Genomic DNA, 12,453 nt, shown 5'->3' on the forward strand with positions numbered 1-12,453 from the left:
AAAAAGAAACTTTGATTTTTACTTGTGGATTGTTAGGGTTAAATAGACAAATCTATTATAGAAGTATCAAGCGTACAAAAGTTTGTAAGAATAGGGCTTCAGAGGTTGTAAAGCTGGTAGAGAGTATTCGTGTTAAAATGCCCAGATTAGGAGGCAGGAAACTATATTTTATGTTACAAAAATCACTAAGTTCTATCAAAGTGGGAAGAGATAAATTTTTTGATATCCTAAGAGCCAATCACTTATTGATTGCTCCCAGGAAAAATTATCATGTTACTACCAACTCCCATCATCGCTTCAGAAAGCACAAAAATTTGATTCTGGACTATCAGATAACAAAACCCAACCAGGTTTGGGTTGCCGATATTACTTATATAGGAGACAGAAGAAAATCCAAGCTATTTAAGCTTAATAACTGACGCTTATTCTAAGAAAAATAGTGGGACATTTTTGTAGCAGATAATTTAAATACAGAGAGTAGTCTTATGGCATTGAAAAAGAGCTTTTAAAGAAACATAAAGGTATGGCGGGATCCTTAATCCATCATTCTGATCGTGGCTTACAATACTGCTCGAATGAATACCAGAACGTTTTGCAAAAGCATCAATTAAAATGTAGTATGACACAAAATTCCGATCCTTATGAAAATGCAGTAGCGGAGAGAGTGAATGGCATTTTAAAGCACGAATTTAATATTGACAGGCATCATATAAACCATGCTTTAAGAAGAAAGTTAGTAGAGGAATCCATCGAAATTTACAATGAGCTGCGTCCTCATTTTTCAAATTACTATCTAACCCCAAACCAGATGCATAAGCAGTCAGAAATTAAAATGAGAACTTATAAAAATAAAAACCAAAGCAAAAAAAACTTTGCTCTGGTTTAATTATTTATTTTTGTCCTATAATCTGTATCAGATTTTCAGGACTAGTCAATATTTTATAAAGGGAGTTGTCATATTATACATGTACCTTGAAATAAAGCTGTAGGAAATTTATGTCAGCTTCAGCCTTGTGAAAAGTTTAAAAAATAAAAAAGAGAATCTAAAGAATAGATTCTCTTTTTGTGGAGTTGGAGGGACTACCTTTTTAAATCTGGTAAAATCTTGATTAATTTGTAAATGCTTTATGTAAATGCTTTTTTAGATGATTTAATTAAGTTGAATTTATTGCAATTAAACTATATTTGAATTTTTTGGGTACAACTTTGGGTACAACTTTAAAATTAGATCATTATAATTATGGCATCAGTAAGTTTTTTTATTAGGGGAAAGATAGCAGATAAAGAAAGTACAATTTGGGCAAAGTTCAGAGATCGAGATATTGATATTCGTGTACCTGTTCCGTATTTGAGTTGCAAACCGAAAGATTGGAAGGATGGTAAATGTAGAATACCGTCTAAAAAGATGCACAAAGACGATGTAGAAACTATTAACACTCGGTTATCACAGCTAGAAGCTAGCATTATTTCCAGCTATGTGGAGGATAAGCCTGAACTAGATTTGAAAGAATGGTTAAAATCAATCATTGAGCCTAAAAGCTCGGAAGATGAAAAAGTAAGTTATTCGGATGATGTAGTTTCTTTCATAGATATTTATATTTCCCTTAAAAAAGATAGTATTACAGAATCTACTGTAAAAAAAGCTAATGTAGTAAAACAGTTATTACAAAGATATACAGATAGCAAAAGTAATAAGACTTTCAGGAATTTGAAATTTAAAGATTTGGATAATAATTTCAGAATTGATTTTGAAAAGTACTGCCAAAACGAGATGTATAAAATTTCAAATACGTATAAAAATTTAAAGTTCTTAAAAATGGTTTGCAATGTAGCAGTATCTTTTGATATTGAAGTGCATAAACATGTGAAGAATTGGAAATTTGAAGTTGAAAAAGTAACAAAGAATGATCCAAAGTCGATATACTTAACGTTTGGGGAGCTTGATAAGATTGAACAAACCGAAATGCCCAACGATCATTTGGATAATGCAAGAGACTGGTTATTAATCGCATGTTATACTGGACAAAGGGTGAGTGATTATCTGAAATTCACATCTTCTATGATTGTGGAAGACACTGAAGGTCAAAAGTATCTAGAGTTTATACAGCAAAAAACAAATGCTAAAATGAAAATTCCTCTTTTAAAGAAAGTCCAAGAAATTTTAGACAAAAGAGCGGGGGAATTTCCGAGGAGAATATCAGATGTAAAATTTAATCTTTATATCAAAGATGTATGCAAAACTGCTGGCATTGATGATGTGATTTATAACGGAAAAGTCCTAACGATAGAGCGGGAAGGAAAACCTAAAATTACAAGGAAAGTATTTGCTGAATTCCCTAAACATGAATTAGTTACATCTCATATAGGTCGTAAAAGTTTTGCTTCAAATTTTTATGGAATAATAGCTACAACTTATTTGCTTAATTTTACGGGACACGCCACAGAAAGGCAACTACTAGCCTATATTAACAAAACAGAAACAGAGAAAGCTAAAGCCACAGCAAACGTTTTTAAAAGTTTAGGGTATTAATAATTATTATATGATTAACATAGAATCCAAAAGAGGAATAGCATTAGATTTCATTGTTTATGTAATAGCTGTTGAAGATCCTGTTTCAAGTCATGGGATACACGAGTTCTTTTTACAGAAATTTGAAGTACAAAAATCTGAAAATGTTAATATTGAAAATATAAAAGCAAAAATAGATTCTTTATCACCTTTTTTCCAGTTAGGCATTGAAAAGATAATGTTTTCAGAAACAATCAATGATTTGTTATCATATTACCCAAGAGAATTATCTCCTCAAAAGATTGAAAACTCAATAAATTTTACAGCAGATTATTTTGAGTACATCAACGGTTTTTTGGATATAAATGCAGTAATAGGCAATGATGAATCTATTGATTTTTTTGATATGGGATCATCTATTGAAGAAAATTATAATGAGGAAGAAATCAACAATATTTTAACCACGATTAATTCTCTCGTTACATCTAATGAATTATATCAACAGAAAAAACATCAATTTGAAAGTTTATCAATTAATCAATCCGAAGTTAATTTAGCTTCAATTACAGAGCATTTTGAGAATTATTTTATGTTGAGGATTATATCTCCAGATATTTACATAAGTTATTATGCGTCGCTCATATTTTCTTTGAACAAAAGAGCCTCAAATTTTCTTAATCGTTTTATCAGAGAAACAAATGGTTTATCAGAATCAATTGTTATTAATAAGTATTTTAATAGCAAACATTTTAAAAGCAAAGAATATTTAGATCATCAAATTAATGAAAATGAAAAACTACTTTTTCAACATTCATTTGAAGTTCCACAGCTTGATGGTTTTTTAACTAAGAATAGTAAATCTTCCGTTATTTCCTTACAAATGTCCCTTAAAAATTACTTTAGTATATTAAGCGCATCTGAATTATTACGAAACCTAGACATTACAGGGATAGACCCTTATCAGTACTTAGAATTAAATGCTGAACATTCTCTTTATGGCATGAAATTAAAATACCTGAGCTTTCTGAGATATGAAGACAAAATACATTCACATGAAGATAAATACCTTGAGAATAGTTTAGATGAATTAATGATTGAAAAATCAAATTTTATCGAATATCTGAAATCTAAAAACTTTGATATTGGCGATATTAAAATTATTTTAAATACATTGTCTGAAAATAAGTATAGTAGCACTGGCATTAAAGAAATAGAATTTAAGAATGATATTTATTTCTTTAGGTTCTGCTATTTCTTTTACATCTTTGATTACTTCCAGGAGATTGAAAGAAAGAAATTTGATACAATTGCTTCTTTTGAACGAATTACTAAATTCAACAGGGGTAATGAGAGAGAAGCTAAACAACAATATCATAAAAATTTCATCGACATTGATAATCCGCACGGTAAACACTTTCCTTTTACGGCTAAATCTACAGATACTTTTCTTTCAGAGATTGAATATTCATTAGGAATTGAAAGGGAAAAATTAAAACCAATTCCAAAATTAAAATACTATTGAAATTTTTATTACTGATAATCACTCAGTTATATTAAATCAAATAAAAAATATTTTCCCTAATTTTTCCCTATTTCCCCTATTTGAAACTTTGCATCATAATAATAAAACAAAAATATTATGACAAATTCAGCAATCCAATTGATGCAAATAGATTTAGATTCTTTTGGTCAATTTATTCAAAAATTAGTTAGGGAAGAATTAGAAAAAATTATTCCTACATATTCAGAGGAAAAAGAGTTTTATACTCGTGAAGAAACTGCTAAACTTTTAAATGTAAGTTTGACAACATTATTTCACTGGAATAATGATAGTACTTTAAAAAATACCAAAATCGGCAAAAGAGTATATTACTCAAAAAATGAAGTTTTTTCAAAACTAAAACAAGTTTCTTAAAAACTACGGGAAATTCTTACTATTCCTATTATTTCTTAATCATTTACCACACTTTTAATGTTTCATCAAAGCACAATCGAGTATTGTGTGGGTATCTCTTGTGCCAAATTTAAAATAAAAATTATCATGTCAAATACAATTCAATTATTAGGTCAAAGCTATAATGTAAGCTATCATTATGAAGATTTAACGACAATTTCAGAGTTACAATCCTATCTTACCATTGCAGATATAAATAGATATAGCCAGTTAAAAGCAGATATTGAAAAAAATGGAATTAACGACCCAATTCTATATTATACAACTGCAAACGGAATCAAACTCGTTATTGACGGTCATGTACGCTTAAAAGCCTGTATAGATTTAAAAATATCAGATATTCCAAAAAAAGCAATCAAAGTAGACTTTGAAACTCTTTCTGATATTCAGTTTTGGATGGTTAAAAATCAATGTCAAAGAAGAAATCTTACACAAATCCAGAAAATACAACTTGCCTGTTTGCATGAAGAAAAAATACAACTAGCTGCAAAAGATAATCTTATTAATGCAGGTAAAGGTAATAGCGTTGAAAAAGCAGTTGATACACTTTTAGAAATAGCAAAAATCGCCAATGTTGGCAGAACAACTGTTGCCAGATATAAGAAAGTTGTAAGCAGTGGTTTGGAAGATATTATACAAAAAATGATTACAAAAGATTTAAGTATCTCTTCTGCATATAAAGAAGTTCAAAAATCAAAAAAAAATGAGTTACTAAAAACTATTGAAAACCCTGTTCAAGAGGAGGCTACCGTTGAACAAGAAACTAAAGAGGAACACGAACCTCAATATGTGAACGATATTAATGCTGGTATGTATCTTTTAAGGGGCAATGAAGTTGAATGCTTTATAATGACTAAAGATCAAAATAAAGTAAAAGAAATTACTCAACAACCAAATGTAAAATACGCTGTATTTATCATTGAGGACTAACCTTGTACACACGGGGCTAAGGCTATAAAAAAATAAGTTTTTCTATACCGCACAACTCTCCATTCACATACTATAAAGCCTCATAAACTCCTTAGAAATCAATTAAGATTTTTCTTACAACAAAAACCCTAAAGACATTGTGGAAAAGCGATGTACAGCCATTTCCATGTCTTTTTCATACAATCAATAATATAAAAACAGATAAAAATGAAACAATACAAAAGCAAAAAATCAAATCATAGTATGAATGTATCAGCCTTTTACCATGAAGGTTACCAATGGAAGGTGGTACTTCCTACAATCATAGTTAATTATCTTCAGGAAAAAGTGCAGGAGCGACCACCGTTCAAAGAGTTTAAAATAAATAATGCTTTGTACTTTCTGAGCTTAGTTATAAGTATACCTGCCTACAAGAAAGATAAAACGTATCTCTGGGGATACATACCTATGGATTCCAGACGTTTAAGAAAGAAAGATTCCAACTATAATAAGTATTTTGAGTATTTTTTAGAGATTGGTCTTTTGCAGGGTAAAGGTCATTCAAAAGGTCATACCTGTAAACGCTATCGATACAACTATGAAAATATTAATCTTGAAGGTATAGAATGTCTGGATTTTTCAATCTTTGAAATGACGGATAAATTTTTGACTAAAAATCTGCTGAAAGAAGATATCAGCAATGACTGTCCGCATCTTTCAAAATGGTTTGATGATGGGTTGTTCCTTGATGTTGACCGCTTGAATTATGATTTGTCGTCTGAGTTCTGTTACAATAAGTACAGTTTGAGTTATACCAGATTGAATCCAATAATGGCAAAAGCGTACAGCTATTGGTACACTGCATTAATGCTAAGAGAGCAATGTTACCGTATATCCCGCCAGCCAGATTCTGATAATAGACTACACACAAACTTAACCAATATGCCCTCTAAATTCCGCCCGTACCTGACTTATCACGGTGAAAACATCCAAAGTCTGGATATCAAGAACTCACAACCTTATTTTATGGTTTTAGTATTGGAAAGTTTGAGTAATAGAAAGATTATTGAGATTATGAATAGAGTGTTTGGAAATGATAATATAGGTACTATGTTGCAGAAATTACAACAAATCACGTCTAGTAAAGCATTTCAAGAGGAATTTGCTCCGCTCAAAAAAGCAGTATTGACAGGGCAATTTTATGAATTTTTGATCCCTCTTTTTACAGATATTCAACCTGATTCTGATGGTTTATTTAGAAAGAAATTTTATGATTCTGACATTGGTAAAGCAAAAGTTGTAGAATTTCCTACTAAACGAGAATTAATGAAAAAACTCACGTTACAGATTTTATATACTCCGCTCAAACGACCATCAAAAGAATATCTTATATTTAAACTACATTTTCCTTTACTGTGTGAGTGTATCGAAGTTTTTAAAACCACTTCTGATGAAAAAGATTCGTTCAAACTGTTTCCCAGACTTTTGCAACAGGTTGAATCTGATTGTGTGATTGATACCATTACAAAGCAGATTGCAGAAACAAATCCTGACATGCCACTTTGGACGATACATGATTCTTTCTGTACAACACAAAGTTGGTTTCCAGTTCTGGAATGTATGGTACAGGAGCTATTTTCAAGCTGTTCTGACGGTGTTTTACCGAGTTTTAAACCTGAGTTATGGTGTAATACTGGTGAGTGCCTGAAAGTGGCTTAAAATTGAAGATAATTGGTTTACCATAACTATAGTTGTAAACCAATTATTTAACCTCACTTAGTAATTTAATAAGTTCTTCAATTTTTTCTACAGCATTATTTTCAAGTTCTTTTGAACTGCTATCTATTTTGTCTAAGAATTTAGAAACGATTACTTCAGTAAAAGTGAACATCTCATTTATAATATCCATAAATTTTAAAATCAAATCAATCTCTTTTTCTAAGTCTAATTTTATCATCATGTCGTAAACTAACAAGGGATTATCGTCATAATGAACGGCAAGGTCTCTATTGATTTTGATTACTTGAAAATCGAATTGCAAAAAGGAATCTAATTTTTTAGTTATCTGATTATAGTTATCTTTTAGATATGGCAAATCATTATAAATTAGAGGTTTTATTTCTTTAATCCAAAATGATTTATTTCTATATTTTGATATAACATCTCCCTTTTCGTTAATTTTAATAAAATTATAGATTTTCTTAAATCCTTCACTTATAATTATAAAAAAGGTTCTAACTGCAAATTTTTCTTCATATAAAGTCTTTGCATTGTTGTAAATATTGAGAGTGCTACAAATATCACCAAATAAGAACCCGATAAATAGTCTATATCTGAGAACATTTACTAATGTAGACAAATAATTTAATGATATGCCATCCTCTTTTAATTTAATATCAATTGCTTCGTATTTACGAATTAATCCATTTATCAGTTCAATATCATCAATAGTAGATTGTAATTTTTCGTGTGTTCTCTGTTTAAGTGAGTCAGTTTTGTTCATGCTATTATTTTATCAATTTTACTGGTGTTTCAATTTTAACTCGACTGATTTTTTCTTTTTGAGTTGTAAACAAAACTAAAGAACAGATAACAATAATTATAATTCCTGTAAAATAATTTGCAATCTTAAAAGACTTGTATGCATGTAATAAATTTGTGCCTTTAATATTGTTTATTAAAACGGTCTTTTTGATACAATACAGATAATCTCTTATGAGTTCAGAATTAAATTCTTCAACAGTCTTATCCTTTAATGTAATAACATTTTCAGGATTTGCATAAGGATATTTGAATTTTTTAATATTCAGATTTTTCAGAGCGTTTCTTATTGATATTAAATACATAAAAAAACTTATCATTAATAATAAGATTAAAGTAAGTTTAATGAAGAAAGAAACATCATCAAATTTGTCAATTACAATAGGAATTATAAGTCCTACTAAAGAAAATATTATACTTGTTTGAGAAATGATTTGTGTAGTTTTATTTTCAACAAAACTTAACCTATTATTTTCTTCTTGTAATACCGATAGCAAAAAATCTTTATGAAGCTGTATTTTATCTTTTTCTTCTTCTCCAGATAAATCATAATCATTGATATTGTAATCAAATGGTTCTTGGTATTCCCTGATAGGAATCAATCCAATACTTTTCAAAAATTCTTGTAGTGTTTTTAGCATAGTAATTCATCAATTAAGGCATTTGATATATCTAATCCTGTTTCATTTTCTATCCAAACCCACTGACCATTTGGATTTATTTCTATAAAAATATAGTTTCCATTTTTATCTTTTATCATGTCGATAGCGCCAAATTTTATATTGAGTTCCTTAACTAATTCTAAACACATCTTCTCAACGTTTTTAGGAATAGTAGTTGTATGAAATTTTAAGTGACCTTTTCTCCAATCAACTTTACTCATTTCGTCTGTTTGCGAATAAACGCCAGCGATAAAAATATTTTCTCCAATTACGGTGATTCTTAATTCAACTTCTTTTTCAATGTATTGTTGAAAAATACAAGGTGTTAAATCGAAATTATTAAGATTTTCTATGTGTTCTTCATTGACCAAATTGGTAAAAATATGCTCTAAAGAATTATTTTCATTATTAATTATAGATTGTGATAAAGGTTTTACTATCAGCTTGTTTGAATTTTGATAAAAAAAATTAACAATATCCAATTTAGAATTAGTAACCAAAGTGTTAGGTGTCTGGAACCCAATTTTTTTAGCTAACTTCAGTTGATATAATTTGTTTTCAGCTTTATAAATATTATACGGTTCACTAATCCATTTTGCATCAATTAAAACAAATAAATTTTTTAAAAGAGTATCAAACTCATTATATAAATAATTTTTTTCATAAAGAGAAGTATTAGGGAGTTCAGGAAGTTTGGTTCTTCTAAACCATACAGATTTAAATTTTTCCTTACCATCTACTTTAGGAAATAAGTCGCTTTCAATAGTAAAATCTTTTTTAAAAATATCTTCACAATTCAATCTATAATAACCTATTCCTCTTTGATTCAGTTTATTAATAACGTAATCAGCAGTATAATCCTCTTTATGTGTTATAATTAAAATAGTTTCATCTGTCATCACTGTCTGAAGCTTCTTGAGATACTAGAGTTAAGGTAGAAGTAGCCATCATTGATTTTACAGAATTGTACTGGCTGTCGTCATCTGTTCCTTCAACCTGATACGATGTTTTAGTTAGAGTACCCATCATTATATTACTAAAATTATCATCTGAATCAGAAGTTTCATTATATACCTTTGTAAAAGTACTTGTAGATAAATTCAAAAATGATATTGCAGGAAGACCTGTTTGAGTATCGATAGATAGATTTAATTTGTCACAATATTTTATTTTAGAAAAGTCAAATGCTTTTTCCAAAGAGCTTTCTTTAAAAGCCAATATAAATGGTTTCATAATATTTATTTATTGATTAAATTGAAATTTTTCATCTCCTAATGTCATTGTTGTTTTACTACCATCATTAATAAGCGCCATTGCTAAATTAAATGGTATTTGTATTTCTTCTGGTTTAAAGCCAACATATACCTCTGCTGTTCCATAGAATACCATTTTCAGAGAAATTAGCCCATATTCATCAGGTTCATTAAATTGATAATAAAAAACGGCTGGATTTTCACCTTTAAATTCTCCATTGAGTACAGTTTCTAATTCAAATCTACGTTTCAAAAATTTTTTTAACGTTTGCCGATTTGAATCATTATAGTCAATGAATCCATTTATCATACCTATATCTCCAACAAATCTTTTTCCGAATTTGTGATAATATAAACCATAAGCAATATGCTCGAAACATTTAGTTAGTCTTTCCACATCGGGATAACCAACTGAAATTAACTTTTCTTCATCATTGATTTAACAATTCCATATTTATGGTTTCTTAAAACCTGTTTATTGATAAAATCTTTATTTTTTCTTCTTATTGCTCTGTTGACCTTTGTGTGAAAATGAAATTGTCCCACATTATTATTATTGATTAATCCTGTTAATGAAAACAATAAAAATTCATCATCATCAGATTTTTTTGAATTATGGATATCACAGGAAGGTACTTTGATTAGGTTTTTTCTAAAATTAATTCCTTTTGTGTCCTTAATTTCAGGGAATAAACAAGCAGGCGGAACATGTTCCATTGAAACAACTTCACCGTCACACATATAGCATGTTTTCTTTTCTTCTGTCATTATGCTTTGTAGTTTTTCCAGATTTCTAAAATTTTCGCAGGATTTTCTCTAAACTCATCTTTTGAATTTTCATGCAGATACCTTTTGAAAAAATCTTCTTTGGTTATAAACGAACCTTTCAAAGTTTTATCGTGTATCCACATCTGTAATAGTTTATCCGATTTTGTATTGAAGTCTAAAAATAAATTAGAAATTGTCAGACCTGCTAATTCTACTACCCAACGTCGGGGGTTCGTCCATGTAATGGGATAGTTTCTTCCATCTCTTCTGTCAAAATCAACTTTTAACCTGCTGTTCCAGAAATCATGGGCATCAACTAACCATATTACTCGCTTATTTGAAAATTTTCGATAGAAAAATGTACGGTCTCTTGCAATCCTAATATCAATTGGGCTTTTCTGAATTTCAATTACGGTATCTTTATTTCCGATTAAATCTGCTCGGTGTTCGTTATTTTCGCCACAAATTACCTCACAATAATTATCTAAAACAGGAAATTTCCAATTGTAGTGCCATTCAGATTCGTTCTCATATCCTTCTGGTAGTTGTGGGGCACCACCAATATATGCCCAGTACTGCCTTATTTCACCTACTTTGGCTTTAACTTCTCTACCTGTCCACGGACATAATCCGATAGTTCCTGAACCAGCTTCTTCTGCTCGTAATCTTTTTCCATTTACATTTGCTATTACCATAATTGTGTTCTTGATGTTTGAAATGATAAATTACCGTAAGGTTTCCTGTATTTTATCTAAGAGTTGTTTTAGGTCTTCTTTGTTTAGTTCAATAGTTACTAAGCCATTGTCTGTATCGGTAAAGATTTGAAATTTATCCAATCCTGCTTTGATAACCGAAAAATCGGCACTACAATTCAAAACTTGATATGGTTCAAATTCAGTTTTTTGGATATTTGTAATAATAATTTTGCTCATATTTAAAGATTTTCAAAAATAGTTATGATATTCTGGTATGACGAAGAATTGTCAAAAGACGCTAAGATGTTCCCTTTATGTGTTTTTTCTTTCAGTTCAATTTTCTGTGTAGTATGATTGTAGGTTAGGACATATTTTTTAGTACCAATAAAAAACCAAATTATATTTGCAGGCTGTCCTGCATATTGTTTCACAAGTATTTGACCGTCTGCTCTCCACATAATTGCTCCTAATAATGCAAGTGAAACACCTTCAACATTTCCTGCATGGTGATTGGCTCTACCAAGTACTCCTCTTAGGTATGTTTGTAAAATGTTTATTGAGTTTATAGTTATAGCCATAATTAATTTTCTAAGTAAATAATGTTGGATTCATCTTGGATGTTGAATACATTCACAAACTTATTGTTTTCGTCTCTTTTCATAATTAATATTTGATTTGCAGAAGCATTAATACCTGCTTCATCTATCATTCTCACAATTTCTCCTTCATCAAGAAATTTCTTTAATGGGTTACCAATTTCATGGTCTTGAAGTTCTCTACTTTCTAATAAATAGTAGTGGTTGTTATCTTCAATTCCTTTAAGTTTAATTTTTTTCATAGTATCTGTTATTTTTATATCATTTCTGCTTGTTGCTCTTTTAGAGTTTCAATAAATGAATTGGTATTGAAGTCATAACCATAAAGCTCCATAGCATAGAAAAATGCCGTATTTAATGTATAAACATCCTCTTTATTAATCCAACTCTTTCTAGGTAAATGGACTAACCAATCATACATGTTATTTCTGTCTTGAGGTCCAGATTGTACTAGGGTCTCTTTTGCAATGAAGTATTCTGGGTCATTTTCCTTATTCCACATAATCCCTTTATCTGTGATTAACCAATTACCAATTTTGAAATTTCCCATAATTGTATTTATTTTT

At 29.6% G+C, this 12,453-nt stretch carries 18 protein-coding genes; 7 read left to right on the top strand and 11 right to left on the bottom strand.

What is annotated here, in order from left to right:
• The first annotated feature begins 170 nt into the window (after positions 1-170).
• The 7 genes from QWZ06_RS02305 to QWZ06_RS02335 all read left to right on the top strand — a co-directional run bounded on the left by QWZ06_RS02305 (position 171) and on the right by QWZ06_RS02335 (position 7,091).
• On the top strand, positions 171-419 hold the full coding sequence (locus tag QWZ06_RS02305) for a hypothetical protein (RefSeq protein ID WP_290295525.1): 249 nt from the start codon (positions 171-173) through the stop codon (positions 417-419).
• A 104-nt stretch (positions 420-523) separates the two neighbouring features.
• Positions 524-886, top strand: coding sequence for an integrase core domain-containing protein (locus QWZ06_RS02310; RefSeq protein ID WP_290295526.1), 363 nt, complete (start codon positions 524-526; stop codon positions 884-886).
• Between the two features lie 354 nt (positions 887-1,240).
• Complete coding sequence (locus QWZ06_RS02315) at positions 1,241-2,530, top strand: phage integrase SAM-like domain-containing protein (RefSeq protein ID WP_290295527.1); 1,290 nt, start codon at positions 1,241-1,243, stop codon at positions 2,528-2,530.
• Between the two features lie 10 nt (positions 2,531-2,540).
• A complete protein-coding gene (locus QWZ06_RS02320; protein WP_290295528.1) occupies positions 2,541-4,031 on the top strand; it encodes a hypothetical protein in 1,491 nt (496 codons plus the stop codon).
• 117 nt (positions 4,032-4,148) lie between these two features.
• A complete protein-coding gene (locus tag QWZ06_RS02325) occupies positions 4,149-4,424 on the top strand; it encodes a helix-turn-helix domain-containing protein (RefSeq protein WP_290295529.1) in 276 nt (91 codons plus the stop codon).
• A 126-nt stretch (positions 4,425-4,550) separates the two neighbouring features.
• Positions 4,551-5,393, top strand: a complete 843-nt coding sequence (locus tag QWZ06_RS02330) for a ParB/RepB/Spo0J family partition protein (protein ID WP_290295530.1) — start codon at positions 4,551-4,553, stop codon at positions 5,391-5,393.
• A 207-nt stretch (positions 5,394-5,600) separates the two neighbouring features.
• On the top strand, positions 5,601-7,091 hold the full coding sequence (locus QWZ06_RS02335) for a hypothetical protein (protein ID WP_290295531.1): 1,491 nt from the start codon (positions 5,601-5,603) through the stop codon (positions 7,089-7,091).
• Positions 7,092-7,134: 43 nt separating this feature from the next.
• Here the strand turns inward: QWZ06_RS02335 and QWZ06_RS02340 are convergent, their stop codons facing one another.
• From QWZ06_RS02340 to QWZ06_RS02390, 11 genes are read right to left on the bottom strand one after another with little or no spacing between them, the layout of a single operon-like run.
• Positions 7,135-7,875, bottom strand: a complete 741-nt coding sequence (locus tag QWZ06_RS02340) for a hypothetical protein (RefSeq protein ID WP_290295532.1) — start codon at positions 7,873-7,875, stop codon at positions 7,135-7,137.
• A 4-nt stretch (positions 7,876-7,879) separates the two neighbouring features.
• A complete protein-coding gene (locus QWZ06_RS02345) occupies positions 7,880-8,530 on the bottom strand; it encodes a hypothetical protein (RefSeq protein ID WP_290295533.1) in 651 nt (216 codons plus the stop codon).
• A gap of 17 nt (positions 8,531-8,547) precedes the next feature.
• Entirely contained in the window at positions 8,548-9,474 is a 927-nt protein-coding gene (locus QWZ06_RS02350) for an MvdC/MvdD family ATP grasp protein (RefSeq protein ID WP_290301283.1), read from the bottom strand.
• Entirely contained in the window at positions 9,464-9,808 is a 345-nt protein-coding gene (locus QWZ06_RS02355) for a hypothetical protein (RefSeq protein WP_290295534.1), read from the bottom strand. The genes QWZ06_RS02350 and QWZ06_RS02355 overlap by 11 nt, the downstream gene beginning before the upstream one ends.
• A 9-nt stretch (positions 9,809-9,817) precedes the next feature.
• Complete coding sequence (locus QWZ06_RS02360) at positions 9,818-10,225, bottom strand: hypothetical protein (protein ID WP_290295535.1); 408 nt, start codon at positions 10,223-10,225, stop codon at positions 9,818-9,820.
• Positions 10,226-10,245: 20 nt separating this feature from the next.
• Positions 10,246-10,596 carry a hypothetical protein gene (locus QWZ06_RS02365; RefSeq protein WP_290295536.1) on the bottom strand — a complete coding sequence of 117 codons (351 nt, stop codon included), beginning with the start codon at positions 10,594-10,596 and terminating at the stop codon, positions 10,246-10,248.
• The gene (locus QWZ06_RS02370) at positions 10,596-11,291 is read right to left on the bottom strand and encodes a competence protein CoiA family protein (protein WP_290295537.1); all 696 of its coding nucleotides are present in this window, start codon (positions 11,289-11,291) and stop codon (positions 10,596-10,598) included. The genes QWZ06_RS02365 and QWZ06_RS02370 overlap by 1 nt, the downstream gene beginning before the upstream one ends.
• Positions 11,292-11,321: 30 nt before the next feature.
• Positions 11,322-11,528: a hypothetical protein gene (locus QWZ06_RS02375; protein ID WP_290295538.1), complete on the bottom strand. Its 207-nt coding sequence runs from the start codon at positions 11,526-11,528 to the stop codon at positions 11,322-11,324.
• 2 nt (positions 11,529-11,530) lie between these two features.
• A complete protein-coding gene (locus QWZ06_RS02380) occupies positions 11,531-11,869 on the bottom strand; it encodes a hypothetical protein (RefSeq protein WP_290295539.1) in 339 nt (112 codons plus the stop codon).
• A gap of 2 nt (positions 11,870-11,871) precedes the next feature.
• Entirely contained in the window at positions 11,872-12,129 is a 258-nt protein-coding gene (locus QWZ06_RS02385) for a hypothetical protein (protein WP_290295540.1), read from the bottom strand.
• 14 nt (positions 12,130-12,143) lie between these two features.
• Positions 12,144-12,437 carry a hypothetical protein gene (locus tag QWZ06_RS02390; protein WP_290295541.1) on the bottom strand — a complete coding sequence of 98 codons (294 nt, stop codon included), beginning with the start codon at positions 12,435-12,437 and terminating at the stop codon, positions 12,144-12,146.
• Positions 12,438-12,453 lie beyond the last annotated feature (16 nt).

The sequence above is a fragment of the Chryseobacterium tructae genome (assembly GCF_030409875.1).
GTDB classification, from domain to species: Bacteria; Bacteroidota; Bacteroidia; order Flavobacteriales; family Weeksellaceae; genus Chryseobacterium; species Chryseobacterium tructae.

Coding starts and splice junctions, on each gene's coding strand:
- QWZ06_RS02305 (WP_290295525.1), top strand. CDS start 171: ATGTTACAAAAATCACTAAGTTCTATCAAAGTGGGAAGAGATAAATTT.
- QWZ06_RS02310 (WP_290295526.1), top strand. CDS start 524: ATGGCGGGATCCTTAATCCATCATTCTGATCGTGGCTTACAATACTGC.
- QWZ06_RS02315 (WP_290295527.1), top strand. CDS start 1,241: ATGGCATCAGTAAGTTTTTTTATTAGGGGAAAGATAGCAGATAAAGAA.
- QWZ06_RS02320 (WP_290295528.1), top strand. CDS start 2,541: ATGATTAACATAGAATCCAAAAGAGGAATAGCATTAGATTTCATTGTT.
- QWZ06_RS02325 (WP_290295529.1), top strand. CDS start 4,149: ATGACAAATTCAGCAATCCAATTGATGCAAATAGATTTAGATTCTTTT.
- QWZ06_RS02330 (WP_290295530.1), top strand. CDS start 4,551: ATGTCAAATACAATTCAATTATTAGGTCAAAGCTATAATGTAAGCTAT.
- QWZ06_RS02335 (WP_290295531.1), top strand. CDS start 5,601: ATGAAACAATACAAAAGCAAAAAATCAAATCATAGTATGAATGTATCA.
- QWZ06_RS02340 (WP_290295532.1), bottom strand. CDS start 7,875: ATGAACAAAACTGACTCACTTAAACAGAGAACACACGAAAAATTACAA.
- QWZ06_RS02350 (WP_290301283.1), bottom strand. CDS start 9,474: ATGACAGATGAAACTATTTTAATTATAACACATAAAGAGGATTATACT.
- QWZ06_RS02355 (WP_290295534.1), bottom strand. CDS start 9,808: ATGAAACCATTTATATTGGCTTTTAAAGAAAGCTCTTTGGAAAAAGCA.
- QWZ06_RS02365 (WP_290295536.1), bottom strand. CDS start 10,596: ATGACAGAAGAAAAGAAAACATGCTATATGTGTGACGGTGAAGTTGTT.
- QWZ06_RS02370 (WP_290295537.1), bottom strand. CDS start 11,291: ATGGTAATAGCAAATGTAAATGGAAAAAGATTACGAGCAGAAGAAGCT.
- QWZ06_RS02375 (WP_290295538.1), bottom strand. CDS start 11,528: ATGAGCAAAATTATTATTACAAATATCCAAAAAACTGAATTTGAACCA.
- QWZ06_RS02380 (WP_290295539.1), bottom strand. CDS start 11,869: ATGGCTATAACTATAAACTCAATAAACATTTTACAAACATACCTAAGA.
- QWZ06_RS02385 (WP_290295540.1), bottom strand. CDS start 12,129: ATGAAAAAAATTAAACTTAAAGGAATTGAAGATAACAACCACTACTAT.
- QWZ06_RS02390 (WP_290295541.1), bottom strand. CDS start 12,437: ATGGGAAATTTCAAAATTGGTAATTGGTTAATCACAGATAAAGGGATT.